Origin of the sequence: Hafnia psychrotolerans (assembly GCF_014639435.1) — a bacterium.
Taxonomy (GTDB): Bacteria; Pseudomonadota; Gammaproteobacteria; order Enterobacterales; family Enterobacteriaceae; genus Ewingella; species Ewingella psychrotolerans.
Genome location: NZ_BMFZ01000014.1, coordinates 86,741 through 112,570, shown reverse-complemented (window position 1 = coordinate 112,570; position 25,830 = coordinate 86,741). Strand labels below are relative to the sequence as shown.

Annotated in this window: 23 protein-coding genes; 4 read left to right on the top strand and 19 right to left on the bottom strand. The window is 49.9% G+C overall.

Annotation, left to right across the window (positions count from 1 at the left end; genetic code table 11):
- Positions 1-7 precede the first annotated feature (7 nt).
- From dnaE to rpsB, 16 genes are all read right to left on the bottom strand, one after another.
- Positions 8-3,490: a DNA polymerase III subunit alpha gene (dnaE, locus tag IEV89_RS20115; protein ID WP_188475294.1), complete on the bottom strand. Its 3,483-nt coding sequence runs from the start codon at positions 3,488-3,490 to the stop codon at positions 8-10.
- A gap of 79 nt (positions 3,491-3,569) precedes the next feature.
- A complete protein-coding gene (gene rnhB, locus IEV89_RS20110; protein WP_188475293.1) occupies positions 3,570-4,166 on the bottom strand; it encodes a ribonuclease HII in 597 nt (198 codons plus the stop codon).
- Positions 4,163-5,311: a lipid-A-disaccharide synthase gene (lpxB, locus tag IEV89_RS20105; RefSeq protein WP_188475292.1), complete on the bottom strand. Its 1,149-nt coding sequence runs from the start codon at positions 5,309-5,311 to the stop codon at positions 4,163-4,165. Before lpxB ends, rnhB begins: the two co-directional genes overlap by 4 nt.
- An 18-nt stretch (positions 5,312-5,329) precedes the next feature.
- Positions 5,330-6,118 carry an acyl-ACP--UDP-N-acetylglucosamine O-acyltransferase gene (gene lpxA, locus IEV89_RS20100; RefSeq protein WP_188475291.1) on the bottom strand — a complete coding sequence of 263 codons (789 nt, stop codon included), beginning with the start codon at positions 6,116-6,118 and terminating at the stop codon, positions 5,330-5,332.
- Between the two features lie 3 nt (positions 6,119-6,121).
- Positions 6,122-6,607, bottom strand: a complete 486-nt coding sequence (gene fabZ, locus IEV89_RS20095) for a 3-hydroxyacyl-ACP dehydratase FabZ (RefSeq protein WP_188475290.1) — start codon at positions 6,605-6,607, stop codon at positions 6,122-6,124.
- A 115-nt stretch (positions 6,608-6,722) separates the two neighbouring features.
- Positions 6,723-7,745, bottom strand: a complete 1,023-nt coding sequence (gene lpxD, locus IEV89_RS20090; protein WP_188475289.1) for a UDP-3-O-(3-hydroxymyristoyl)glucosamine N-acyltransferase — start codon at positions 7,743-7,745, stop codon at positions 6,723-6,725.
- A gap of 1 nt (position 7,746) precedes the next feature.
- On the bottom strand, positions 7,747-8,244 hold the full coding sequence (gene skp, locus IEV89_RS20085; protein WP_188475288.1) for a molecular chaperone Skp: 498 nt from the start codon (positions 8,242-8,244) through the stop codon (positions 7,747-7,749).
- Positions 8,245-8,398: 154 nt separating this feature from the next.
- Positions 8,399-10,825 carry an outer membrane protein assembly factor BamA gene (bamA, locus tag IEV89_RS20080; protein ID WP_188475287.1) on the bottom strand — a complete coding sequence of 809 codons (2,427 nt, stop codon included), beginning with the start codon at positions 10,823-10,825 and terminating at the stop codon, positions 8,399-8,401.
- 36 nt (positions 10,826-10,861) lie between these two features.
- Positions 10,862-12,217: a sigma E protease regulator RseP gene (rseP, locus tag IEV89_RS20075; protein ID WP_188475286.1), complete on the bottom strand. Its 1,356-nt coding sequence runs from the start codon at positions 12,215-12,217 to the stop codon at positions 10,862-10,864.
- Between the two features lie 40 nt (positions 12,218-12,257).
- On the bottom strand, positions 12,258-13,106 hold the full coding sequence (gene cdsA / locus IEV89_RS20070) for a phosphatidate cytidylyltransferase (protein WP_188475285.1): 849 nt from the start codon (positions 13,104-13,106) through the stop codon (positions 12,258-12,260).
- Between the two features lie 9 nt (positions 13,107-13,115).
- Positions 13,116-13,874, bottom strand: a complete 759-nt coding sequence (gene ispU, locus IEV89_RS20065) for a (2E,6E)-farnesyl-diphosphate-specific ditrans,polycis-undecaprenyl-diphosphate synthase (RefSeq protein ID WP_188475284.1) — start codon at positions 13,872-13,874, stop codon at positions 13,116-13,118.
- A gap of 230 nt (positions 13,875-14,104) precedes the next feature.
- A complete protein-coding gene (gene ispC, locus IEV89_RS20060) occupies positions 14,105-15,301 on the bottom strand; it encodes a 1-deoxy-D-xylulose-5-phosphate reductoisomerase (RefSeq protein ID WP_188475283.1) in 1,197 nt (398 codons plus the stop codon).
- Positions 15,302-15,461: 160 nt separating this feature from the next.
- Positions 15,462-16,019: a ribosome recycling factor gene (frr, locus tag IEV89_RS20055; protein WP_188475282.1), complete on the bottom strand. Its 558-nt coding sequence runs from the start codon at positions 16,017-16,019 to the stop codon at positions 15,462-15,464.
- Positions 16,020-16,137: 118 nt separating this feature from the next.
- Complete coding sequence (pyrH, locus tag IEV89_RS20050) at positions 16,138-16,878, bottom strand: UMP kinase (RefSeq protein WP_188475281.1); 741 nt, start codon at positions 16,876-16,878, stop codon at positions 16,138-16,140.
- Between the two features lie 157 nt (positions 16,879-17,035).
- Positions 17,036-17,887, bottom strand: coding sequence for a translation elongation factor Ts (tsf, locus tag IEV89_RS20045; protein ID WP_188475280.1), 852 nt, complete (start codon positions 17,885-17,887; stop codon positions 17,036-17,038).
- 149 nt (positions 17,888-18,036) lie between these two features.
- Positions 18,037-18,762 (bottom strand): 30S ribosomal protein S2, encoded by a 726-nt coding sequence (rpsB, locus tag IEV89_RS20040; RefSeq protein WP_188475279.1) that lies wholly within the window; start codon positions 18,760-18,762, stop codon positions 18,037-18,039.
- Positions 18,763-19,133: 371 nt separating this feature from the next.
- Between rpsB and map the strand changes: the two genes are divergently transcribed.
- From map to IEV89_RS20020, 4 genes are all read left to right on the top strand, one after another.
- Positions 19,134-19,931: a type I methionyl aminopeptidase gene (gene map, locus IEV89_RS20035; protein ID WP_188475278.1), complete on the top strand. Its 798-nt coding sequence runs from the start codon at positions 19,134-19,136 to the stop codon at positions 19,929-19,931.
- A gap of 87 nt (positions 19,932-20,018) precedes the next feature.
- Positions 20,019-22,709, top strand: a complete 2,691-nt coding sequence (gene glnD, locus IEV89_RS20030; RefSeq protein WP_188475277.1) for a bifunctional uridylyltransferase/uridylyl-removing protein GlnD — start codon at positions 20,019-20,021, stop codon at positions 22,707-22,709.
- Between the two features lie 48 nt (positions 22,710-22,757).
- Entirely contained in the window at positions 22,758-23,582 is an 825-nt protein-coding gene (gene dapD / locus IEV89_RS20025; RefSeq protein WP_188475276.1) for a 2,3,4,5-tetrahydropyridine-2,6-dicarboxylate N-succinyltransferase, read from the top strand.
- Positions 23,583-23,713: 131 nt separating this feature from the next.
- Positions 23,714-24,103 (top strand): DUF3461 family protein, encoded by a 390-nt coding sequence (locus IEV89_RS20020; RefSeq protein WP_188475275.1) that lies wholly within the window; start codon positions 23,714-23,716, stop codon positions 24,101-24,103.
- A 98-nt stretch (positions 24,104-24,201) separates the two neighbouring features.
- On the opposite strand, the gene IEV89_RS20015 is transcribed toward IEV89_RS20020, so the two are convergent.
- The 3 genes from IEV89_RS20015 to IEV89_RS20005 are packed head-to-tail and all read right to left on the bottom strand — an operon-like array spanning position 24,202 to position 25,778.
- On the bottom strand, positions 24,202-24,651 hold the full coding sequence (locus IEV89_RS20015) for a flavodoxin (RefSeq protein WP_188475274.1): 450 nt from the start codon (positions 24,649-24,651) through the stop codon (positions 24,202-24,204).
- A gap of 40 nt (positions 24,652-24,691) precedes the next feature.
- Positions 24,692-25,462, bottom strand: a complete 771-nt coding sequence (truC, locus tag IEV89_RS20010) for a tRNA pseudouridine(65) synthase TruC (protein WP_188475273.1) — start codon at positions 25,460-25,462, stop codon at positions 24,692-24,694.
- A 1-nt stretch (position 25,463) separates the two neighbouring features.
- Positions 25,464-25,778 (bottom strand): YqcC family protein, encoded by a 315-nt coding sequence (locus IEV89_RS20005; protein WP_188475272.1) that lies wholly within the window; start codon positions 25,776-25,778, stop codon positions 25,464-25,466.
- Positions 25,779-25,830: the final 52 nt, after the last annotated feature.

Genomic DNA, 25,830 nt, shown 5'->3' with positions numbered 1-25,830 from the left:
TCCTATTTTAGTCAAATTCCAGTTCCACCTGCTCGATACCTACAAGCGTCCGCAGATCCAGCAACAGTTTATCGGTTGGCGTAACACGCCATGACGCACCGAATCGTAGCCGGGCACGTGCATTTTCTCTTTGGTAATAGAGATGTACTGGTATCGTCCCCGATCGATGCGGTTCCAACGATTGGCGGAGACGGTTCAAAAGCTGGTCATCAATTTGCCTGTCAGTCAGCGAGATAGCAAGACCGCGAGCATATTTTTCCCGTGCTTCACTGATGTCCATAACATCGCGGGCCATCATTTTAAGGCCACCGCTGAAGTCATCAAAGCTGACCTGTCCTGTCGCGATAAGGATACGGTCTTTTTCCAATAAATGCTGAAATTTTTCCAAAGCTTCAGTGAAAAGCATCACTTCCAGACGCCCTGATCGGTCGTCCAGCGTACAGATACCAATGCGATTTCCCCGCTTGGTTATCATCACCCTCGCAGCAATAACCAGCCCAACCGCGATGGTCATTTTACCCCGTTCGGTCGGGTGCATATCTTTCAGACGCTGCCCGCCACCATAACGTTCGATCTCTTTCAAATATTGGGTGATGGGATGGCCGGTAAGGTAAAGCCCTAAGGTTTCACGTTCGCCATCCAATACCGTCTGTTCAGGCCACCGCGTAACATTAGCATAGGATTTCTCCACCTGCTCAGGCGCATCCGCCAATACACCAAACATATCAACCTGGCCAATGGCTTCCGCCTTTGCATGTTGATCGGCGGCTTTCAGCGCATCGGGCAGCGAACTCATCAATGCCGCACGGTGCGGCCCCAGGCGGTCAAATGCGCCGGACATAATCAGTTTTTCAAGGATGCGTTTATTAAGCTTTTTCACATCGGCACGGGCGCACAAATCAAACAACTCTTTGAAATAGCCTCCTTCATTACGTGCTTCGATAATCGCTTCAATCGGCCCTTCACCAACGCCTTTGATAGCACCGATGCCGTAAACGATCTCTCCTTCATCATTGACGTGGAAGTGATACAAACCGCTGTTGATATCCGGTGGAAGGATCTTAAGCCCCATGCGCCAGCATTCATCCACCAGGCCAACGACCTTCTCGGTGTTGTCCATATCCGCCGTCATTACCGCCGCCATAAATTCAGCCGGGTAATGCGCTTTCAGCCATAAGGTCTGGTAAGAGACCAGCGCATAAGCGGCGGAGTGGGATTTGTTAAAACCATAACCGGCGAACTTTTCCACCAGATCAAAGATTTTAACCGCCAGTTCGCCGTCAATTCCACGGGATTTAGCACCATCCTCGAAACCACCCCGCTGTTTGGCCATTTCGACCGGATTCTTTTTACCCATGGCGCGACGCAACATGTCCGCGCCACCCAACGAGTAGCCCGCCAGTACCTGAGCAATCTGCATGACCTGTTCCTGATACAGGATAATGCCATAGGTTGGCTCCAGCACCGGCTTCAAGGATTCGTGCTGCCATTGTATGTCGGGATATGAGAGTTCTTCACGCCCATGCTTACGGTCAATGAAGTTATCCACCATGCCGGACTGCAAAGGACCTGGGCGGAACAGAGCAACCAGAGCGATCATGTCCTCGAAGCAGTCAGGCTTCAGGCGTTTGATGAGGTCTTTCATCCCGCGTGATTCAAGCTGGAATACCGCAGTCGTTTCGGAACGTTGCAGCATGTCGAAGCTTTTCTTGTCTACCAGCGGAATTGCCGCGATGTCGATAGGTTCCAGGCCGGTTTTCGCCCGGCGGGCGTTGATCATACGCAGCGCCCAGTCGATGATCGTCAGGGTACGCAGTCCAAGGAAGTCAAACTTCACCAGCCCGGCATATTCCACATCATTTTTATCGAACTGGGTAACCGGATGGTTTCCCTCGGCATCGCAGTATAGCGGCGCAAAGTCAGTAATTTTGGTTGGCGCAATCACCACACCACCGGCGTGTTTACCGGCGTTACGAGTCACACCTTCGAGCTTACGAGCCATGTCGATCAGCGCGCGAACCTCTTCATCCGCTTCGTAAATTTCAGGCAACTGAGGCTCAGCGGCGAAGGCTTTTTCCAGGGTCATTCCCGGATCAGGCGGCACCAGTTTTGAAATGCGGTCGACGAAACCGTAGGGATGGCCGAGTACCCGGCCGACGTCGCGGATTACGGCTTTTGCCGCCATGGTACCGAACGTTATGATCTGTGAAACCGCTTCGCGGCCGTACATTTCCGCAACGTGATCAATCACAAGATCACGTTTTTCCATGCAGAAGTCGACGTCAAAGTCGGGCATGGATACACGTTCCGGATTGAGGAAACGTTCGAAAAGCAAGTCAAATTCCAGCGGATCCAAATCAGTGATTTTCAGCGCGTAAGCCACCAGAGAACCGGCACCTGAGCCACGCCCTGGTCCTACCGGCACGTCGTTATCCTTGGACCACTGGATGAACTCCATCACAATCAGAAAGTAACCGGGGAAACCCATTTGGTTGATAACTTTCAGTTCGAGTTCCAGACGGTCATCGTACTCTGGGCGCTTCTGCGCACGCTGTTCCGGGTCTGGGAACAAAAATTCCAGACGCTCTTCCAACCCTTCTCTTGATTTCGCAACCAGGAAGTCTTCGGTGGTCATCTCTCCGGTCGGGAACTGTGGCAGGAAATATTCACCAAGGCGAATAGTAACGTTACAACGCTTGGCGATCTCGACGCTATTCAGCAGAGCTTCGGGGATATCTTCGAACAGCTCACACATTTCGTTTTCACTACGCATATATTGCTGCGGCGTGTAATTTCGCGGGCGTTTAGGATCGTCTAGGGTAAAGCCATCATGAATAGCAACGCGGATCTCATGGGCATCAAAGTCACCTGGCATCAGAAAACGCACATCATTGGTAGCCACGACAGGCAGATCGCGTTCAGCCGCCAATGCCACAGCGGCATGCAGATAATTCTCTTCTTCCGGACGGCCGGTGCGAGTCAGTTCAAGATAATAGCGGTCCGGGAAATAGTGTTGGTAAAACTCCAGACATTGCTCGACCTGAGGCTGATTGCCACGGATGAGGAATTTACCAACATCCCCCATTTTTGCGCCAGAAAGCAGAATCAAACCTTCGTTTAACTCTGCCAGCCATTCACGGTCAATGATCGGTCCTGCTGCGCCATAGCCGCGTTGATAAGCCCGCGAGATAAGCAGGGTCAGATTCTGATAACCCTGATTATTCATCGCCAGCACGGTCAACTGAGCCAGTTCATCACCGAGGATCTCACTCTGCACGTTGAAATCTGCACCAATGAGCGGCTTGATCCCCGCTCCGTGAGCCGAGCCGTAGAATTTCACCAGCCCACAGAGGTTAGTAAAGTCGGTAATGGCCAGCGCAGGCATACCGAGCGACGCCGCGCATTTCACCAACGGGCCAACTTTGGCTAATCCATCCACCATAGAGTAGTCACTGTGTACACGAAGGTGAATAAAACGAGGTTCGGCCATATCCAGAATCCAGAAATGAGTAATGAATGAACGATTGTCGAGATGACAAACTCTTGTGGCTAACGCGAAAACACGCTAGCTAAGCCAGACCCAGCACACGTTTGACCGGCGCGAAACTGCGTCGGTGGTGCAATGTCGCCCCCAGCCTCGACAGACTCTCGAGATGAGCTGGGGTCGGATAGCCTTTATGTTTAGCAAAACCGTATTCAGGGAACTGACGATCCAGCTCGACCATCTCACGATCACGTGTCACTTTAGCTAAAATAGAGGCTGCGCTGATCTCGGCGACTTTGCTGTCGCCCTTGACCACGGCCTGAGAGGCCATTGGTAATACCGGACAACGGTTGCCGTCAATTAATACCATATCAGGCTTGATGCTAAGACCCGCTACCGCGCGTTGCATGGCCAACATTGTCGCATGCAGAATATTCAGCTCATCGATTTCATGCGGCTCAGCGCGTCCTAAACTCCAGGCGAACGCTTTCTCTATAATTTCGATGTACAAGGCTTCGCGGCGTTTCTCACTGAGTTTTTTAGAGTCTGCAAGGCCGACGATCGGTCTTGCAGGATCAAGGATAACCGCAGCAGTGACAACGGCACCGACTAACGGCCCACGACCCACTTCATCCACACCAGCAATGCATAACGCCTGCGGATAGATAAAAATATCACTCATCGTTTTGCCAGTTCTAGCACGGCCTGAGCAGCCTGTTCATCGGCGTCACAACGAATACTTTCGTGCAGTGCCAGGAAGGTTTTCTGCAACTCATGGCTCTGTTCGCCACCGGCTAATAGCGGCAATAATGCCGCAGATAATGTATCCGGTACACATTGGGTTTGCAGAAGTTCGGTGACAATTTCACGCCCGGCCAACAGATTTGGCAATGAGACGTAAGGCGTTTTCACCAGTCGTTCTGCAATCCAGTAAGTGAAGGGTTTCATGCGATAACCTACCACCATAGGACATTTTGCCAGCATGCACTCCAGCGCGGCCGTACCGGAAGCCAGTAACGCGGCATCGCTGGCAATCATTGCATTCCGCCCCTGCCCGTCCAGCAGATGTGCAGGCAAATCTGGCGCTATCTCAGCCTTGATTCGCTCAAACTGTTCACGCCGCTTGGCATTGACCAGCGGCACCACGATATGCAAATCGGGATAACTCTGACGCAACTGTAAAGCCGTTTTGAGAAAGTCTGCACTGAGCATTTCCACTTCGGCGTGACGGCTGCCCGGCAACAACGCCAGACAATGTACGTCAGAAGGAATACCTAATGCTGCGCGCGCCGCCGCTTTATCAGGCTGCAGCGGCATAGAGTCCGCCATCGTGTGACCAATGAAACGACAGGGAACATTGAATTTGTCGTAAAACGCTTTTTCGAAAGGCAGGAATGCCAAAACCAGATCAGTTGCTTTCCCGATTTTGAAAACACGTTTTTGGCGCCAGGCCCAGACAGACGGGCTGACGTAGTGAATAGTTCGGATCCCGCGCTGCTTCAAACGCCCTTCAAGGGTGATGTTGAAGTCAGGTGCATCAATGCCCACGAACACATCGGGATTTAATACAGAGAAACGTTGAGTCAAGTCTTTGCGGATTTTCAACAGGCGCGGCAGACGTTCGAGAACCTCTACCACGCCCATCACCGCCAGTTCTTCCATTTCGTACCAGGCTTCGCATCCTTCCGCCTGCATCAGCGGACCTGCAACACCCACAAAACGGGCGTCAGGATGATGCTTCTTCAAAGCTCGAATCAGCCCGGCGCCAAGAATGTCACCGGACGTTTCACCGGCCACCAGGCCAATTGTCAGAACAGGCTTTTGCATTATTTTCCGTAGCGCAGATCAGCGAATAATGCCGCGCGTTGAGCGGGCAAAGAAATCACTGAATGGTTTAGCTTTCGGGAATTCAGCCGCGATAGCAGCGATTTCCGGTTGTGCTTCTTCCAGCGTTTTACCACTGCGGTACAGTAACTTATAAGCATTGCGGATAGCGTGCAGATCGGCTTTTTCAAAACCACGACGCTTAAGCCCTTCGATATTGATACCGAATGGCGTAGCGTGGTTACCCTGCGCGATAACAAATGGCGGTACATCCTGAGCCACGCCAGAACAGCCACCGACCATCACGTGTGCACCAATGATACAGAACTGATGCACAGCGGTCATACCACCAATGATAGCGTGGTCGTCAATTTCGACATGGCCACCTAAGGTCGCATTATTGGCCAGAATACAATGATTCCCGATGACGCAATCATGGGCAATATGTGCGTTAACCATTAACAGGTTATCGTTACCCACTTTGGTCAAGCCACCGCCCTGAACGGTACCACGATGAATGGTGACGCTCTCACGAATATTGTTGCGATCGCCGACCTCAACGCGTGTTGGTTCGCCCGCATATTTCAGATCCTGGTTAATTTCACCAATGGAAACGAACTGGAAAATGCGGTTGCCGCGACCAATTTTGGTCACGCCATTGAGAACAACGTGTGATTTAAGCTCAGTACCTTCACCGATTTCCACCTGGGAACCGACATAACAGAAAGGACCGATATGAACACCGGCACCGATAACGGCACCGTCTTCAACAATAGCGCTTGGATGAATAAAGGCGGTTTTATCTATCACGTATTAAGCCTCCCGGCGGCGGGCGCACATCATTGATGCCTCGCAAGCAATCTCACCATCTACTTTAGCGACACCTTTAAAACGAGCAACACCACGACGCTCTTTAATAAATTCAACTTCAAGAATCATTTGGTCACCCGGCAGTACCGGGCGTTTGAAACGTGCATCATCAATGGCTGCAAAATAGTACAGCTCACCCGGCTCTAATTTACCCACGCTTTTGAACGCTAAGATACCGGTGGCCTGCGCCATCGCTTCAAGAATCAACACGCCTGGGAAAATAGGTTTACCCGGGAAATGACCCTGGAAGAACGGTTCGTTGAAAGAAACGTTTTTCACTGCGCGTAAAAACTTCCCTTTTTCGAAATCCAGCACGCGATCAACCAGCAAGAATGGATAACGGTGTGGCAGCAGATCCAATATCTCTTCAATACGCAGAGTATGAGTGTCAGTTGTCAAAATACTCTTCCTGTCTAAAACTAATGGCATCAATAACACGGCCTGCTTGATCCTCAAAGAGGGTCATTAGGCAGGCCGCAAATAGAAACTTGTACTGCCGGATATGGCACTCACCGCCTTGTCCCGCAACACAGTAGTCGGTAATTTAGTCTTCTTCGATTTTACGCTCGACAGCTTTCAAACGTTTATTCATCTCATCGATATTCATTACCAACGCAGCGGTTTTACGCCACACTTTATTCGGCTGTAACGGAATACCGGAGGAGTATACCCCAGGTTCAGTGATTGGTCGCATCACCATTCCCATTCCTGTCACCACGGCCTTGTCACAAATATCCATGTGACCGTTGATAACACTGGCTCCGCCTATCTGGCAGTAGCGTCCAATTTTCAGACTACCGGCCATAATGACACCGCCAGCAACCGCTGTATTCTCTCCAATCACGACGTTGTGCGCAATCTGACATTGGTTGTCGATGATGACACCGTTGCCGATTATGGTATCGTCGAGTGCACCGCGATCGATTGTGGTACAGGCACCAATTTCAACGCGATCACCAATTAAAACCGTACCGAGTTGCGGGATTTTAATCCAATTACCACGGTCATTGGCATAGCCAAAACCATCGGCACCGATGACGGTACCGGACTGAACAAGGCAAGCTTCGCCTATTTCAACATTATGATAAATAGACACATTCGCCCAAATACGAGTTCCTGCACCTAATCTTGCATTCTTACCAATGAAACAGCCAGCGCCGATAACCACGTTATCGCCAAGAACTACGCCAGACTCGATCACCGCGTTAGCGCCTACAGAGACATTCTTACCCAAGGTTGCGCTGTCAGAAATGACGGCACTCGCCGCAATATCCTGCGCAGGAGCCGGCGTAGTGTCGAGCAGCTGCGCCATACGTGCGTAAGTCAGGTAAGGGTTTTTAACCACTAAAGCCGCTGTTTGGCAAAATGGCAGATCCGCTTCCGTCAACACTACAGCCCCTGCAGCGCAGGTTGCTAACTGTTCACGGTAACGGCTGTTTGATAAAAACGTGATTTGCTCAGAGTGTGCGGAATGCATTGAAGCAACGCCGGTGATGACGAGATCGCCATCACCGTGCAATTGTGCATCCAACTGCTGTGCGAGATCAGCCAGTCGAATTGAAGACATGTTATTTAACCTGTTTCAGCACATCAGCAGTGATGTCTTTATCACTGTTAGCGTAAGCCACAGCGTTAGCATCGATTACAACATCGTAACCTTCTTTGCTGGCAACAGTTTTAACAGCATCCTGAATACGGCTCAGGATTTTATTACGTTCTTCAGCCTGGCGGCGACGGTTATCTTGTTCAAAAGCCTGAGCTTTTGTAGAGAAAGTTTCGCGCTGAGCCATAACATCTTTTTCAAGTTTGCTGCGATCGCTGGCCTTCATGGTCGAGCCATCACGCTGCAATTTCTGCATTTTAGTCTGCAGATCACGCTCTTGAGCCTGCAATTGAGTTGCACGGCCTTTGAACTCATTTTCCAACTGTTTTGCTACAGCATCACGTGCTGGCATTTGTTGGAAAATGCTTTGAACGTTAACAACAGCAATTTTGTCAGCAGCTTGAACGCTGGCTGAAGAAGCCATAACTAAACCGAGGCCGGCGGCATATAACCACTTTTTCACTATATAACTCCTTCCATCACCCGTTTGTGCCATATGGCACGATAAGTACACAATAAGCATGAATTGAAAAACAACTCTCGGGCGATTTACCCGAGAGTTGTGGCAAACTCAAGCCTTTGTAACTTCTGCGTAAAGACTTAGTTCACCCAACGTGTTACCACGTTTTACCGATGTTAAATTGGAACTGTTCCGCTTTATCACCGTCGTATTTCTTGATCGGTTGTGCGTAAGAGAAGACCAATGGTCCCAGTGGTGACATCCACTGCAGTGCAACACCTGAAGATACACGGAAGTTGTCTGCTTTACTGTAGTCAGGTACACCAGCCGCTTCAGTCTGTGCTGTATTCTTCCACGATGTATCCCATACAGTACCACCATCAACAAACAATGAAGTACGTACAGAGTTAGCGTATTTCTCACTGATGAATGGTGTAGGAACGATCAGCTCAGCACTCAAAACAGCCATCGCGTTACCACCCACAGCATCGTCCGAGTTATTAACCGCACAGTTGCTGTAAGAAGTACTGCCTGCGGCGCAGTTATAATATGCCGCCTTAGGACCAATGGTATTTGACTGGAAGCCACGAACGCTGCTGGAACCACCGGCATAGAAGTTGTCGTAGAACGGCACTTCTTTACCACCTAAGCCATCGGCATACCCCGCACGCGCACGCCCCATCAGCACCCAGTTACGGCTCTCACTCAACGGCATATAGCTGGTTGAATCGAACGTAATTTTATAATACTCGTTATCCGAACCTGGTACGGTCACTTTTCCATTCAAGCTGGCTTTAGTACCGGAAGTAGGGAAATAACCGCGATCCAGATTATTGTAACCCCAGCCAAGGTTGGCAAAGAAGTCGTTCGTACTGAAGTTAGCATCCGACGTCGTACCAGTACCAACCGTAACCGCTGGGTCAATCCCTACTGAATTCAGGTATCTGAACATACTAACCTGAGGTTCCATATTGGACAGGTCGTTATGTACGTAATCCAGGCCAAGACGCAACGAGTTGGTTTCGTTGATAGGGAAACCCAGTGTTCCACCCAAGCCATAACTTTTGTTGGTATAGTCAGATAGATCTGCGTTATCCGCTTTAAAGTCATTGTAGAAGACACGGCCACCCAGACTCACACCATCAACGGTGAAGTACGGGTCAGTGATCGTGAATTCCGCATAGGTCTGATAATCATTTTTGGTACCGCTGATACCCACTGAGTTACCCGTACCCAGCCAGTTATCCTGTTGGACACCCGCCTGGAAACTGACGCCACTCTCAGTACCGAACCCTACACCAAAGTTGAAACTACCGGTGTTGCGTTCTTTAACTTTGTAGACGACATCAACCTGATCTGGGGTACCCGGAACACGTTGTGTATCAACATCAACGGTATCGAAATAACCTAAGCGGTTAAGACGCTCTTTACCTTTGTCGACCAGATCGTTGCCCAACCAGGCACCTTCCATCTGACGCATTTCGCGACGCAGAACGCTGTCTTTACTGGTGTCATTACCTTCAAAACGTACGTGACGGACATAATACCGGTTACCGGCATCTACGCTCACATGCAGTTTAACAGTTTTATCGACATCATTGATTTCCGGCTGAGTTTGAACGCGCGGATAAGCATAACCATAACGACCCAACATTTGCTTGATGTCGTTTTCCATCTTGGTCACTTTAGCGCCGTTATAAAGCTCGCCTTTGTCAATTTTAGTCAGACTTTCTACTTCCGCAGAATGCCCAGCCATGCTGCCGTTGACCTCGACGCCAGAAAGCTTGTACTGATCGCCTTCAGTAATGTTGAGGGTAATATAAATGCCTTTTTTATCCGGTGTCAGGCTGACCTGAGTCGAATCAATGTTGAAACGTGCATAACCGCGATCCAGATAGAAGCTACGCAAGGTTTCAAGATCGCCTGCCAGTTTCTGTTTCTGGTATTTACGGTCGCCGACCACGTTCCACCAAGGCACTTCATCACGTAATTGGAAACGTGAGATCAGTTCGTCGGTACTGAAAGCATGGTTCCCAACGATGTTAATCTGCTGAATTTTGGCAGACATACCTTCGGTGAAGACCAACTTCAGGTCAACACGATTACGCGGTAAAGGCGTGACAACGGCTTTCACCGAGGCGCTGTATTTACCGACGCTGTAGTAGAAATCTTCAAGACCTTTTTCAATGCTGGTGAGTGTGGTCCGGTCCAGCGCTTCGCCAACCCGGACGCCAGAGGCTTCCAGGTTTTCTTTTAGCATGTCATCTTTCACCGATTTATTGCCGGAGAAAGTGATGCTGGCGATTGTAGGGCGCTCTTTGACTTGAACAATCAGGGTATTACCATCGCGAAGGACGCGAACGTCCTCAAAGTTGCCAGTGGCAAACAATGCACGAATAGTATTACTGATGTCGTCGTCGGTGATGGTATCACCTACGCGAACCGGCATATTGAGTAACGCCGCACCGACGGCAACTCGCTGCAGGCCTTCGAAATGAATATCTTTCACTACGAAACCGTCTGCACCGTATACGGTGGCGCTGCCAAACAGCAGCGACGCTATGAGCAACTTTTTGATCGCCATCGTTGTTATGCGTTCTTCCTAACCTAATCCCCAGCCTTAAAGACGGGAGAAATCATTGAAAAGTGCAAGCCCCATTACCATCATCAGCAGTACTGCACCAATACGGTAACTGAAGTTTTGAACTCGCTCGGAAACTGGTCCACCTTTTAGTTTTTCTATAGCCAGAAAAACCAGATGACCACCATCTAACACGGGTAACGGGAAAAGGTTTACGATCCCAAGATTGACACTGATCAGTGCCAAAAACATCAGGTAGTACACCAACCCATATTCCGCTGATATTCCTGCGCCCTGTGCGATAGATATTGGGCCACTCAGATTGTTCAGCTTTACATCACCCGTTATTAATTTACCTAGCATGTTGACCGTTAGTTTCATCAGTTGCCAGGTTTTGTCCCCAGCCTCATAAAACGCCACAAACGGCCCATACTGACGGATAATTTTGTACTCATCAGGAAGAGGTATGACTTTCGGAACTACCCCAGCAAAACCCTGCGCTTTACCCTTCCCTACCGACTTACTGTCCGGCACCAACGTCATGTTAAGAGGCGAACCCGCGCGCTCAATGTCAAGCGTGATGGGTTTACCCGGGTTGTCGCGTACTAGCAAGGCAAACGTGCGCCAATTTGCCAAAACTTGACCATCGACTTTAACGATCCTGTCCCCAGCTTGCAAACCTGCTTTCTGGGCGGCGGAACCCGTTTGCACTTCCGCAAACACTGATTCTATCCGTGGACCGAGAGGAATAATACCCAATGCGACCACCGGGTCCTGCTTTTCGGGATCAAATAGCCACTGATGTAAATCCAGTGTTTTTTTAATCACCTCAGATGACCCAAACGGTGAGACACCTAAAGTGGTTTGATTGTTTCCAATCTCCCCCATTAAAGACAGACGAACTGATTCCCAATCAGGCGTTTCGATACCGTCGATTGACTTAAGTTCCATGCCCGGAGAAATTTTGGCTTGCGCAGCAATAGATTGCGGGGTGATTTCACCCACAATGGGACGCACGGAAGGGACGCCGATAATGAAGACCAGCCAGTAAGCGAAAACCGCAAAAATAAAGTTCGCGATCGGGCCTGCGCTGATAATGGCAGCACGCTGCAAGACTGACTTACTATTAAATGTAAGATGACGAAGTTCTTCTGGAACAGGTTCAACCCGCTCGTCGAGCATTTTGACATAACCACCGAGGGGGATCACCGCGAGCACAAACTCAGTACCGTGACGGTCTGTTCGTTTCCATATTGCGCGCCCAAAACCTACGGCAAAACGTTCTACCCTCACGCCACAACGACGAGCAACCCAGAAATGGCCAAACTCGTGCACGGTGATTAGCACCCCCAATGCAACGATAAAGGCGGCCAGGCTCCAGATTATGTTCATCATATTCGCAACTATTCCTTAAAAGACGTCCCGTCTTAGACGGTTAAAACACCAATAGCATTAAGCATGCAAATACAGGGACGGCGGCAGTCAGGCTATCGATACGATCCAGTATCCCACCATGACCGGGGATAAGATTCCCGCTGTCTTTTATACCAGCTTCGCGTTTGAACATACTTTCGGTCAGGTCACCCAATACCGAGGCCAGCGCCGCAATCACTGTACATATCAGCAACGTGGCAGGCACGACATTTAGCGGAGCATAGCTGCCAAACAGCCATGATATCAGCGCTGAAGTAAGAAGACCGCCGATTAATCCTTCCCATGTTTTCCCTGGAGAGACTTTCGGGGCCAGCTTATGCTTGCCGAAAAGCTTACCGAACAAATAAGCACCAGAATCAGCCCCCCAGACCAGTAGCATGACATACAGCAACCACCATGCGCCGGCATGGTGATTTTCAACATACCCATACTGGCGCAGCGCCACCATACCCCAAAAGAATGGGACGATGGTTAATAAACCGAAAACTAAACGCAATACACGTGAATTTCGCCATAGCGAGGCGGATGTGGGATAAAAAATCACCAGCAAGAATGCAGTGCACCACCACACCAGCGATACCCAAAGTAAGGAGCTCACCAGAGGCAAGTCAACTGACCGACGATAAGCAGGTAAACTCAACATCATGGCGGCCAGTAGAAAACCGCAAAGAATGGCTAGCCAAACACGCTGTGATCGTGATGAAAAACCAGACAACTGGCCCCATTCCCAGGCAGCCAACATACAAATAGCCAAAGTGACAATGGCAAAACCGAGTGGCGGTAATAAAAACAGCGCCGCGATAACAATCGGGATTAAAATCAAAGCTGTGATAATGCGATACTTCAGCAAAAGTTCTCCCTAGGACGCATTGGCGCCAATAGGTATAGTCCCCCCGAAGCGGCGCTCGCGTTGTGCAAAAGCATTTAGCGCACCTTCAAAGATGTTTTCATCAAAATCAGGCCAGAGGACATCAGTAAAGTAAAGTTCAGCATAGGCGATTTGCCATAAAAGAAAGTTACTAATGCGATGTTCCCCACCGGTTCTGATCACCAAATCGACGGGTGCCAATTCGCTCATACAGACTGCAGCACTCAATGCCTCTTCTGTAATATGCTCAGGCCGTAAAGTGCCAGCTTCTACCTGAGTAGCTAGCTTTTTTACACCCTGAATAATATCCCATCGCCCACCATAATTGGCAGCAATGTTTAGCGTAAGACCATCGTTATTTTCTGTAAGTGTTTCTGAACGACGGATTCTTTCCTGCAGACGTGAGCTGAAACGGCTGACATCACCTATTATCCGTAACCTGACGTTATGCTTGTGCAGACTTTTGACCTCACTGTCCAATGCACGCACGAACAGCTCCATTAATGCCGAAACTTCCTGCACCGGACGGTTCCAGTTTTCACTACTAAAGGCATAAAGCGTGAGGGCATCAAATTGATGATTGGCTGCAAAGCTGACAGCTTTACGCACAGACTTCACTCCAGCTCTATGGCCAAAAACCCTCATTTTTCCCTGAAGTTTTGCCCAGCGGCCATTGCCGTCCATAATAATGGCGACATGACGTGGTGTCTCGCAAGACAGGTCAGCTATCTGTTGATTTTCGAGGGACATAACGCCTACACATTTCCTTAATCAGAACACAACGGCATTCACTCATCGACTGTCGCCATTAAATGCGCAAAAAAGCCGTGTCTCCTGCTCAGGCACGGCTCATCCTGACAATTTATCGCTACATAAGATAAACATATTCAGGTACAAGCCCTGAAGACACTATCAGGTGCCGCAGACTATAACATTTCAATGTGATGCGAACAAATTGCCGCAACTATAAGTGCGAGATATCACAGCGCAAAGGCCTGTAGCTTCTCACGCGTAGAGGCCCGGGCAAAACGATCAATTTCCAGCACTTCTTCCACCGAGTTCGGCTCTTTCGCCACCGAATGCTCCATAATTTCGCGGTTGATGTTAGCAATATCGTTAAAACCAATATGTCCTGCGAGAAATGCAGCTACCGAGATTTCATTTGCCGCATTCAGTGCCGTGGTGGCAGCTTGCCCGGTCCGACTGGCTTCCATCGCCAAATAGAGACAGGGATAGCGGCTGTAGTCGGGCTCATTGAACGTCAGCGCGCCAATACGACAGAAGTCCAGTACTTCGACGCCAGCGTCCACACGCTGCGGATAAGCCATCGCATGGGCAATAGGCGTGCGCATATCAGGCGAACCCAACTGAGCCAGAACACTGCCATCGCGATAACGTACCATCGAATGGATAACGGACTGTGGGTGAATGATGACTTCCATCTGTTCAGCAGACGCATTAAACAGCCAGCGGGCTTCAATATACTCGAGGCCTTTATTCATCATTGTAGCGGAGTCGACAGAAATCTTACGGCCCATTGACCAGTTAGGATGAGCGCAAGCCTGATCGGGGGTGACACGCCCCAAATCAGCTAAGGGTAGCTCACGGAACGGGCCACCGGAACCGGTCAGAATAATTCGCGAGACGCCATTCTCTTCCAGTGACGCATAACCTAATTGCTGCTGAATTCGTTCAGGCAGACTCTGGAAGATAGCGTTATGTTCACTGTCAATTGGCAGAAGCTGGCTGCGACTCTGGCGCACGGCTTCCATGAATATACGGCCACAAGTGATCAGGGACTCTTTATTGGCAAGTAAAATCTGTTTCCCGGCGCGAACGGCTGCAAGGGTAGGCAACAAGCCAGCGGCACCGACAATTGCCGACAATACCTGATCCACTTCATCTAATGCAGCCAGCTCACTCGCAGCCTCAGAACCTGACAATACCTCAGTATTCACACCCTGCTCTGCAAGAATAATGCGCAGTGCCTTTGCCGACTCTTCGTTGGCCATGGACGCAAAGCGTGGGAGGAATTCGATACATTGCTGCGCCATAACCTCGACGTTACTGCCCGCAACCAATGCGGTGACGTTAAATGCTTCAGGGTTAGCGCGAACAACCGCAAGGGTGCTGGTGCCGACAGACCCTGTCGAACCAAGGATAGTCAGTTGTTTCATGAGAATGCCCGGTAGAACGAGTATAAATTCGAAAAGTGCATCAGTCTGAAACCTCTTTAACAGCTTGTCTATGAGATTTAAGAAGTAGATGTAAAAAGTCGATCCCTACTAAAAAATAAAGCGCCGCAATTGCGGCGCTTAGGCGGTGTTGAAGCAAGGATTAAAAATCCATCAATTCAGCTTCTTTCTCGCTCAACGCGACATCGACCTTCTTGATGAAGACATCAGTCATTTTTTGAATCTCGTCCTGAGAGCGACGATCTTCATCTTCACTGATCTCTTTATCTTTCAACAGCGCTTTGGTTTTGTCGTTCGCATCACGGCGCACGTTACGTACCGATACGCGCCCCTGTTCAGCTTCAGCACGAACCACTTTAATGAGGTCTTTACGGCGCTCTTCGGTCAATGCGGGTAATGGCACACGAATAGTGGCACCGGCAGAGGAAGGGTTAAGGCCTAAATCAGAAGACATGATCGCTTTTTCAACGGCTGCGCCGATTGAACGGTCAAACACAGAAATAGCGAGAGTACGGGAATCTTCAACCGTCACCTGAGCCAACTGGCGCAGTGGTGTTGCAGAACCATAGTAATCCACCATGATGCCGTCAAGAATACCCGGAGAGGCACGGCCAGTGCGGATTTTGCTTATATGGTTTTTGAATGCTTCGACACATTTTTCCATACGGATTTCAGCATCTTTTTTAATGTCGTTAATCACGTTGCGAACCCTTTAAAACTGGTTACTTGGCAGACCATAACATCAGTATAGTCCGTGAATACTCATGCCAGCGAAGGCTGGCAAAACTTGCTGTCTGAACGTATAGACTTGGGAAATATCAGACGCTACTTTTACCGTTAGTGATCAAAGTGCCTTCGTTTTCGCCCATCACCACACGGCGTAGCGCGCCAGGTTTATTCATGTTAAAGACACGGATTGGCAGATTATGGTCGCGTGCCAATGTAAAGGCCGCCAGATCCATCACTTTCAATTCCTGCTCTAACACTTCCTGATAAGTCAGCTCTTCGTACAGTGTCGCTTCAGGGTTTTTCACCGGATCGGCAGAATAGACGCCATCCACTTTAGTCGCTTTCAGCACGACATCGGCTTCAATCTCAATACCGCGCAGGCAAGCTGCAGAATCCGTAGTAAAGAACGGATTGCCAGTACCGGCAGAGAAAATCACGACACGATTATGGCGCAGCAGGCTAATGGCTTCAGCCCAGCTGTAGTTATCACACACACCATTAAGTGGAATTGCAGACATCAGACGAGCATTCACATAGGCACGGTGTAATGCATCCCGCATTGCCAGACCGTTCATTACCGTGGCCAGCATACCCATGTGGTCGCCCACAACGCGGTTCATACCCGCTTGCGCCAGACCCGCACCGCGGAACAAGTTCCCGCCGCCAATGACAACGCCGACCTGAATGCCCAGTTCGACCAGCTCTTTGACTTCCTGAGCCATACGATCCAAAACGCTCGCGTCGATACCAAAACCTTCACTGCCCTGCAGGGCTTCGCCACTGAGTTTTAGCAGGATACGCTGATAAACGGGTTTTGCATTGGTAGCCATGGTGTGTGTCCTAGAAGCAATGTGTCGTAATGGGAATCAATCTTTACATCATAGCGTTGTTATAAAAAGACAGCGCATAATGTTATTAGAATTTGGGGGTGGATAAAATGGAACCGCTAAATTTAGCGCGGTTCCATTTTTGTACATCAATGACGAATTAAGACTGTTTGGTCATTGCTGCAACTTCAGCAGCAAAGTCAGTCTCAGCTTTCGCGATGCCTTCACCCACTTCAAAACGGATAAAGTTGATAACGTCAGCATTATGCTCTTTTAGTACCTGTCCAACAGTCTTGCTTGGTTCGATAACAAAAGGTTGACCCGTCAGAGAAACTTCGCCGGTGAATTTCTTCATGCGGCCTTCAACCATTTTCTCTGCGATTTCTTTAGGCTTGCCAGACTGCATGGCGATGTCCAATTGAACCTGGTACTCTTTTTCTACTACATCGGCAGACACATCTTCCGGCTTCACGAATTCTGGCTTGCTTGCCGCAATGTGCATTGCGATCTGCTTAACCAGCTCTTCGTTAGCGCCTTTAGCCGCAACCAAAACACCAATACGCGCACCGTGTAAGTAGCTACCCAGTACATCGCCTTCCAGGGAAGCAATGCGGCGAATGTTGATGTTCTCACCGATTTTGGCCACTAACGCTACACGTTCTTCTTCGAACTGAGCTTTCAGTACTTCAACGTCAGTAATTTTGCCTGCAAAAGCAACATCCAGCACTTTTTCAGCAAACGACTGGAAACCACCATCTTTAGCAACGAAGTCGGTCTGGCAGTTAACTTCAAGAATCAAGCCATAGTTGCCTTCGATCTTGGTTTTAATCACGCCGTCAGCAGCTACGTTGCCTGCTTTTTTCGCTGCTTTGATCGCGCCAGATTTACGCATATTTTCAATCGCCAGCTCGATGTCGCCATCAGATTCAACCAGCGCTTTCTTACAATCCATCATGCCAGCGCCAGTACGTTCGCGCAGTTCTTTTACCAGGGCAGCGGTAATATCAGCCATTGTATTTTCCTCGATTATCTCGGTGCAAAAAGGCATTTCGCGGTGAGATATTTCTCGCATTTAAGATAAGCAAAGGGGGCCAATTAAGGCCCCCTAACCAACATATTCAATACCTGGTTAATAAGGGCTCTTGCGTAGAGCTTGCCTTATTATTCAGCTTCTACGAAGCTTTCTTCTGCCTGAACAGCCAGATCTTGCGAACGGCCTTCACGGACAGTGGCAGCAACAGCGCTCAGGTACAGATTAACTGCACGGATTGCGTCATCGTTACCAGGGATAACAAAGTCAACGCCATCCGGATCGGAGTTGGTATCAACAATGGAGAATACTGGGATACCCAGGTTGTTAGCTTCTTTGATTGCGATGTGTTCGTGATCAGCGTCGACAACGAACAGTGCATCAGGAAGACCACCCATATCCTTGATACCGCCCAAGCTATTTTCCAGCTTCGCAAGCTCACGAGTGCGCATCAGCGCTTCTTTCTTAGTCAGCTTTTCGAAAGTGCCGTCTTGAGACTGGATTTCCAGATCTTTCAAACGTTTGATGGACTGACGAACTGTTTTCCAGTTAGTCAGCATGCCGCCCAACCAACGATGGTTCACGAAGAACTGATCGCAGTTGTGTGCAGCTTCTTTTACCGCTTCGCTTGCAGCGCGTTTAGTACCAACGAACAGGATCTTTCCTTTACGGGAGGAGATCTTCTGTAACTCAGCCAAAGCTTCGTTGAACATTGGAACAGTCTTCTCAAGGTTGATGATGTGAACCTTGTTGCGTGAACCGAAGATGAATGGCTTCATTTTCGGGTTCCAGTAACGGGTCTGGTGACCGAAGTGTACGCCGGCCTTGAGCATGTCGCGCATGGAAACAGTTGCCATGATAAAACCTCTAATAGTAGATGTTGGGGTTATGCCTCCACGTATCCCATAACACCGACCCCGTAGAACGAATTCCCAGAGCACCCCGGTGTATGTGCCGATACGTGTGTGTTATTACTTACGATAAACAATAAGTACACATATGAGTGTTCGGCTTTAACCGCACTGGAGCCTCTCAGCCACAGCGGATTGCCGGCGCGCTTTATACCATAATCCACCACCACAGAGCAAATTTTGTTAGGAAGTTTGCCGCATGAGGAAATGATAATTTGGCAGGTATTATCGGGGCTGATACCATGGGACCTAGCTCATTATTGACGACGTTGCAGTTGAAAGAAGCGCGTCAAAACAGGATATCTGCAGGACTATTCATGGCAATTACAATCAAAACACCTCAAGACATCGAAAAAATGCGCATCGCTGGCCGCCTGGCCGCAGAAGTGCTGGAAATCATTGAGCCTCACGTCAAACCTGGCGTAAGTACCGGTGAGCTGGACCGCATCTGCGCTGATCACATCAATAATAAACAGCAGGCGATTTCAGCCTGTCTGGATTATCACGGTTTTCCAAAATCAGTCTGTATCTCTGTCAATGAAGTGGTGTGTCACGGCATCCCAAGTGACGACAAAATTTTGAAAGACGGTGACATTGTTAATATCGACGTGACTGTCATTAAAGAGGGTTTCCACGGCGACACTTCTAAAATGTTTATCGCGGGTAAACCAACCATTCTGGGTGAACGCCTCTGTCGTATTACCCAGGAAAGCCTATACCTGGCGTTGAAGCTGGTTAAACCTGGCATTCGTCTACGTACATTGGGCAAAGAAATCCAAAAGTTTGTTGAAGCAGAAAACTTCTCCGTAGTCCGTGAATATTGCGGCCATGGTATCGGTGAAGGTTTCCACGAAGAGCCTCAAGTCCTGCATTACGATGCAGATGACGGCGGCGTGGTCTTGCAGGCGGGTATGGCGTTCACCATCGAACCGATGGTCAACGCTGGCGACTATCGCATTCGCAGCATGAAAGATGGCTGGACAGTAAAAACCAAAGATCGCAGCTTGTCGGCTCAGTACGAGCATACTATTGTGGTAATCGATAACGGTTGTGAAATCATGACGCTGCGTAAGGATGACACCATCCCGAATATTATTACGCACGACCAGCAGTAACCCGTACTTCTCCCGAGGGTTGAATCTGGTGACCAAGCCGGCGAAAGCTGGCTTTTTTGTCTCTTACTGTGAATGGGCTGCGCAAATATGATTAAACATCTTCCCTCTGAAGAGAGTATTAAGTCCCAGCAACTGCCGGAACTTATCCAGGAGCACCTTCCGCAGCCCGCCTCTCCATTTACCTACCCTGATGACGACCTCAACCGTCAAAGCCTCAAACAGCACATGGAGCAATTTCAGCTGTGGCTGGCTGATGCCTTTAACGCCGGGCACCGTGCCGAAGCGTTAGTGGATGCCCGTTCACTGTTTATTGATCGTCTTTTACAGCGGTTATGGACCTTCTACGGCTTTGATAATATTCCGGAAACTGCCATGGTCGCTGTCGGCGGTTATGGACGTGGTGAATTACATCCTCTTTCAGATATCGACGTGCTTGTGCTGAGCCAGAAGCACCTGAATGATGAACAAGCCCAGCGCATTGGTGAACTGATCACCCTACTGTGGGATTTAAAGCTGGAAGTTGGCCACAGCGTTCGTACGCTGGAAGAGTGTTTGCTGGAGGGTTTGGCCGACCTGACGGTTGCCACTAACCTGATTGAATCACGGCTGATTTGCGGCGATGTAGCCCTATTCCTCAACATGCAAAAGCACGTCTTTAGCGACGGTTTCTGGCCCTCGCCAACCTTCTTCCGTGCCAAAATTGATGAACAGAACGAGCGCCATCAGCGCTACCACAGCACCAGCTACAATCTTGAGCCTGACATCAAAAGCAGCCCAGGTGGCCTACGCGATATACACACCATTTTATGGGTAGCCCGCCGTCACTTCGGCGCGACCTCATTAGATGAAATGGTCGCGTTTGGTTTCCTGACCAAAGCCGAGCGTAACGAGCTGATTGAGTGCCAAAGCTTCTTGTGGCGCATCCGCTTCGCACTGCATCTGATTCTGCCGCGTTACGATAACCGCCTGCTGTTTGACCGCCAGCTCAATGTCGCTCAAATGCTGCAATATCAGGGCGAAGGCAACGAGCCGGTAGAGCGGATGATGAAAGATTTCTATCGCATGACCCGACGGGTTGGCGAGCTGAATCAAATGCTGTTACAGCTGTTTGATGAAGCGATTCTGGCCATAGGGCCAAACGAAAAACCCCGGCCACTGGATGAACATTTCCAACTGCGTGGCGACCTGATCGACCTGCGTGACGAAACGCTATTCACCCGTCGACCGGAAACCATCATCAGCATGTTCTATCTGATGGTGCGCCACCGCGAAATTAAAGGTATCTACTCCACAACAGTCCGCCTACTGCGCCATGCGCGCCGACATCTGAAAGAGCCGCTGTGCATGATCCCTGAGGCACGCGATATTTTCATGGCGATTTTACGCCATCCCGGTGCCGTCTCCCGCGCGCTGGTGCCAATGCACCGCCACAGCGTGCTTTGGGCTTATATGCCGCAATGGGGGTTGATTGTCGGTCAAATGCAGTTTGACCTATTCCACGCTTACACCGTCGATGAGCACACTATCCGCGTGCTACAAAAGGTGGAAAGTTTTGCCGACGAAAACATCCGCCCAAAACATCCGCTGTGTGTGGAGTTGTATCCGCGCCTGCCGCAGCCGGAGCTGCTGTTAATGGCCGCACTGTTCCACGATATCGCAAAAGGACGTGGTGGCGATCACTCGATCCTCGGCGCACAGGATGTTCTGGAGTTTGCCGAACTGCATGGTCTCAATTCACGCGAAACACAACTGGTTTCCTGGTTGGTGCGTTGCCATCTGCTGATGTCAGTCACGGCGCAACGTCGTGATATTCAGGATCCAGCCGAAATTCAACAGTTTGCTGCCGAAGTGCAAAGCGAAAACCGCCTGCGTTATCTGGTTAGTCTGACCGTTGCAGACATCTGTGCCACCAACGAAACGCTGTGGAACAGCTGGAAGCAAAGCCTAATACGCGAACTCTATTTCGCCACCGAGAAACAGCTGCGACGGGGTATGCAAAATACGCCTGACTTACGTGAGCGCGTTCGTCACCATCGCCTCCAGGCATTGGCGTTGCTGCGCATGGACAATATTGACGAAGAGGCACTGCACCGCATCTGGAGCCGTTGCCGTGCAGACTACTTTCTGCGTCACTCGCCAAACCAGCTTGCCTGGCACGCCCGTCATCTGCTCGAACATGATTCGACCAAGCCGCTGGTATTGGTCAGTCGCCAGGCGACGCGCGGCGGCACAGAGATCTTTATCTGGTGCCCGGACCGGCCTTATCTGTTTGCCACCGTAGGCGGTGAACTGGACCGGCGCAACCTGAGCATCCATGACGCGCAAATCTTCACCAACCGTGACGGAATGGCTATGGATACCTTCATCGTGCTGGAGCCGGATGGCAGCCCGCTGGCACAGGACCGTCACGAAGCTATTCGCTATGCGCTGGAACAATCGATGACCCAGCCCTACCAGCCGCCGCGTGCCCGTCGACCTTCGCCAAAACTACGTCATTTCAGTGTACCGACTGAAGTTAGCTTCTTGCCAACCCATACCGACCGGCGCAGCTATATGGAGCTGGTTGCACTGGATCAGCCAGGTTTACTGGCCCGCGTCGGGGAGGTGTTCTCTGATTTAGGACTGTCACTTCATGGCGCGCGTATCTCAACCATTGGCGAACGCGTAGAGGACTTATTCATTCTGGCTAACGGCGAACGCCGGGCGCTGGATAGAAATACACGGCATGAAATACGGCGTCGCTTAACACAGGCGCTCAACCCCAACGAAAAAATGTGATACAAGTAGCGTTGACTTTTTTACATCACTATCAGGAAAGAGAACAGGATGCAGCAACTACAAACCGTTATTGAGCAGGCCTTCGAACGCCGTGCAGAGATCACTCCGGCAAACGCAGACAGCGTAACGCGCGATGCAGTTAACCAGGTTATCAATAAGATCGACAGTGGCGAATTACGCGTTGCTGAGAAAATTAATGGTCAGTGGGTAACACATCAGTGGCTGAAGATGGCGGTACTGCTCTCTTTTAGAATCAACGACAACCAGGTTATGGATGGCGCTGAAAACCGCTTCTATGACAAAGTGCCGATGAAATTCGCTGACTATGATGAAGCCCGTTTCCAACGCGAAGGTTTCCGCGTCGTACCCCCCGCAGCGGTGCGCAAAGGCGCATTCATCGCACGCAATACTGTACTTATGCCTTCCTATGTCAATATTGGCGCTTACGTCGATGAAGGCACGATGGTTGATACCTGGGCTACTGTTGGGTCTTGCGCGCAAATAGGTAAAAACGTACACCTATCGGGCGGTGTCGGCATCGGCGGCGTTTTAGAGCCATTACAGGCAAGCCCGACGATTATCGAAGATAACTGCTTTATCGGCGCACGTTCAGAAATCGTTGAAGGTGTGATCGTCGAAGAAGGTTCAGTGATCTCGATGGGCGTTTATATCGGCCAGAGCACCAAGATTTATGACCGTGAGACCGGCGAAGTCCATTACGGCCGCGTACCGGCAGGTTCTGTGGTTGTTTCCGGCAACCTGCCTTCAAAAGACGGCAAGTACAGTTTGTACTGTGCGGTGATTGTTAAGAAAGTGGATGCCAAAACGCTAGGTAAAACGGGTCTTAATGAGTTATTACGCTCTATCGACTAAACTGAATCGGGCGGGTTTGTTTAACTCGCCATTTTATATTTTCATGGCGGCAAACTATGTCACGAATCAACGATCCTGACCGCCGTTCGGTTCATCATGATAATCCTCTGTAAAAACTAAAAGGTGCCGCTATGTATGACAACCTGAAAAGCTTGGGTATTAATAATCCCGACGATATTGATCGTTATAGCCTGCGTCAGGAGGCCAATAACGACATCCTGAAAATTTACTTTCGCAAAGACAAAGGCGAGTTTTTTGCCAAAAGCGTGAAATTCAAATATCCACGCCAGCGCAAAACTATCGTGGCCGATAATGCTGGTCAAGGTTATAAAGAAATTCACGAAATCAGCCCAAATCTCCGGTATGTGATTGATGAGCTGGATCAAATTTGTCAGCGAGATCAGGTAGAGGTGGATCTGAAACGCAAAATTCTTGATGACCTTCGTCATCTGGAATCCGTTGTGGCGAATAAAATTACCGAGATCGAGTCCGATCTGGAAAAATTAACCAACGGCCGTTAATGATCCCTCTTTCGCTTTTGTGAAAGTAGAAAATAAAAGGTCAGGGATCACCTGACCTTTTTTATTTCCGTGGAGAACAGGCTGGTTTATTCGCACATTTATTTAAGCAACTGCGCCCATTTCATTACCCAGGGTATGGCAACAGACTCCGGCTCTGGTGTTTCCATTGCATCAATTTCCAACATGTCACCGACGCGCGACGCGCCCTGTTCCTGCAATAAATCATCCATCTTATGCCCACCACCACAGAAGTGATCATAACTGCTGTCACCGAGAGCGATGATCCCATAGCGCAACTCAGGTTGATAACCCACCGTATCGCGGATCACCGTGAACAGCGGTGCAATGCTGTCAGGCAAGTCGCCCTGACCGGTGGTTGAGGTGATAATCAGAGCAAAATGATGGCGATAGTACTGCCAGGCTTCCAGTGTGCCTTCCTCAAACAGTTTGACCTCGTGGCCTTGTTTCTTCAGGACAGTTTCAGCCTCTTCCGCTACCAGCAGCGCGTTACCGTAAACGGTGCCGACAAAAATACCAATCTCAGCCATGGTTTTACTCCCTTGTTGTCCTGAATATCATTAAAAATTGTTAGTTATCCTGACCCCAGTCTGCGGCAAACTCAACCCTTTCAAGTGCAGGGACAGTGTCTTGCCAGCCGAACTGCTCCACCACATGTTGCCACCGCGGATCCCACCTGGCGGTTAACTCAATCGTCTCTCCGGTCACAGGATGGGACAACTGCATATGGCTGGCATGCAACATCAGGCCAGGGCAGGAAAAATGTTTAATCATGCCGCGGTTCTGCTTGAGATCACCATGCGCGCTGTCACCCAGAATCGGATGGTGCAAATGGGACATATGACGACGTAGCTGATGCTTGCGACCCGTTTCAGGTGTCAGTTCTACCAGACTATAGCGTGCCGTATCATAGGGGCCGACCGGTACAGGCATCTCCACTTTAGCCAGCACACGATAATGAGTGACTGCCGGCTGCGGTGCTTTGCCCGGATTGGCGAACTTGTCCGCAATCTTGTCCAGCTCTTCGGTGAGGGAATAATCCACCGTTCCATCTTCTGGCATATATCCACGCACCACGGCGTGATAGACCTTATTCACCTGATGATTTTCAAGCTGCTGTGAAAGCAGACGGGCGACATCGCTTGACAGTGCCAGTAGTAAAACCCCAGACGTGGGCTTATCCAGGCGATGAACAGTAAACACATGCTGACCAATCTGGTCGCGCAACGTTTGCATCACAAAAACGGTTTCGTGCCTGTCCAGCCAGCTACGATGAACCAACATCCCGGCAGGTTTATTCACCGCCACCAGATGTTCGTCCTGATACAAAATTTCCAGCATGTCAGTCTTCTATATTCAGCAAGTCATCAAGGCGCTGTAGTTCTGCCAGCAAAAGAACGGCATCGGGCATTGCCACTTCAAAATAGGGGGTAATAGCAAAACGGGTTGGCAATGCAGCATCGGTCCCCAACAGTGAATACATCCGTGGAATCAACACCCATTGCAACCATTGTTCTGAAGACATGGTATCGACGGAAAAAGGCTCGACACTGTCAAATGCAGCGTCTTCAGGAGGCGTGGCATGCCACAATTTCAGATCACGCATGACCTGTTCGATATCCTGCAATATCTGGCGAACCTGATTTTCTGTACTCATCAATCTCTCTTGAATTCGTCATTTGTGACAGCCACAGTGCGGGCGCAAAGTG

Excerpts from the sequence above, each read along its gene's own strand:
- dnaE (WP_188475294.1), bottom strand. The coding sequence starts at position 3,490 with ATGGCCGAACCTCGTTTTATTCACCTTCGTGTACACAGTGACTACTCT.
- rnhB (WP_188475293.1), bottom strand. The coding sequence starts at position 4,166 with ATGAGTGATATTTTTATCTATCCGCAGGCGTTATGCATTGCTGGTGTG.
- lpxB (WP_188475292.1), bottom strand. The coding sequence starts at position 5,311 with ATGCAAAAGCCTGTTCTGACAATTGGCCTGGTGGCCGGTGAAACGTCC.
- fabZ (WP_188475290.1), bottom strand. The coding sequence starts at position 6,607 with ATGCCATTAGTTTTAGACAGGAAGAGTATTTTGACAACTGACACTCAT.
- lpxD (WP_188475289.1), bottom strand. The coding sequence starts at position 7,745 with ATGTCTTCAATTCGACTGGCTGATCTCGCACAGCAGTTGGATGCACAA.
- bamA (WP_188475287.1), bottom strand. The coding sequence starts at position 10,825 with ATGGCGATCAAAAAGTTGCTCATAGCGTCGCTGCTGTTTGGCAGCGCC.
- rseP (WP_188475286.1), bottom strand. The coding sequence starts at position 12,217 with ATGATGAACATAATCTGGAGCCTGGCCGCCTTTATCGTTGCATTGGGG.
- ispU (WP_188475284.1), bottom strand. The coding sequence starts at position 13,874 with ATGTCCCTCGAAAATCAACAGATAGCTGACCTGTCTTGCGAGACACCA.
- ispC (WP_188475283.1), bottom strand. The coding sequence starts at position 15,301 with ATGAAACAACTGACTATCCTTGGTTCGACAGGGTCTGTCGGCACCAGC.
- pyrH (WP_188475281.1), bottom strand. The coding sequence starts at position 16,878 with ATGGCTACCAATGCAAAACCCGTTTATCAGCGTATCCTGCTAAAACTC.
- tsf (WP_188475280.1), bottom strand. The coding sequence starts at position 17,887 with ATGGCTGATATTACCGCTGCCCTGGTAAAAGAACTGCGCGAACGTACT.
- rpsB (WP_188475279.1), bottom strand. The coding sequence starts at position 18,762 with ATGGCAACTGTTTCCATGCGCGACATGCTCAAGGCCGGCGTACACTTC.
- map (WP_188475278.1), top strand. The coding sequence starts at position 19,134 with ATGGCAATTACAATCAAAACACCTCAAGACATCGAAAAAATGCGCATC.
- glnD (WP_188475277.1), top strand. The coding sequence starts at position 20,019 with ATGATTAAACATCTTCCCTCTGAAGAGAGTATTAAGTCCCAGCAACTG.
- dapD (WP_188475276.1), top strand. The coding sequence starts at position 22,758 with ATGCAGCAACTACAAACCGTTATTGAGCAGGCCTTCGAACGCCGTGCA.
- IEV89_RS20020 (WP_188475275.1), top strand. The coding sequence starts at position 23,714 with ATGTATGACAACCTGAAAAGCTTGGGTATTAATAATCCCGACGATATT.
- IEV89_RS20015 (WP_188475274.1), bottom strand. The coding sequence starts at position 24,651 with ATGGCTGAGATTGGTATTTTTGTCGGCACCGTTTACGGTAACGCGCTG.
- truC (WP_188475273.1), bottom strand. The coding sequence starts at position 25,462 with ATGCTGGAAATTTTGTATCAGGACGAACATCTGGTGGCGGTGAATAAA.
- IEV89_RS20005 (WP_188475272.1), bottom strand. The coding sequence starts at position 25,778 with ATGAGTACAGAAAATCAGGTTCGCCAGATATTGCAGGATATCGAACAG.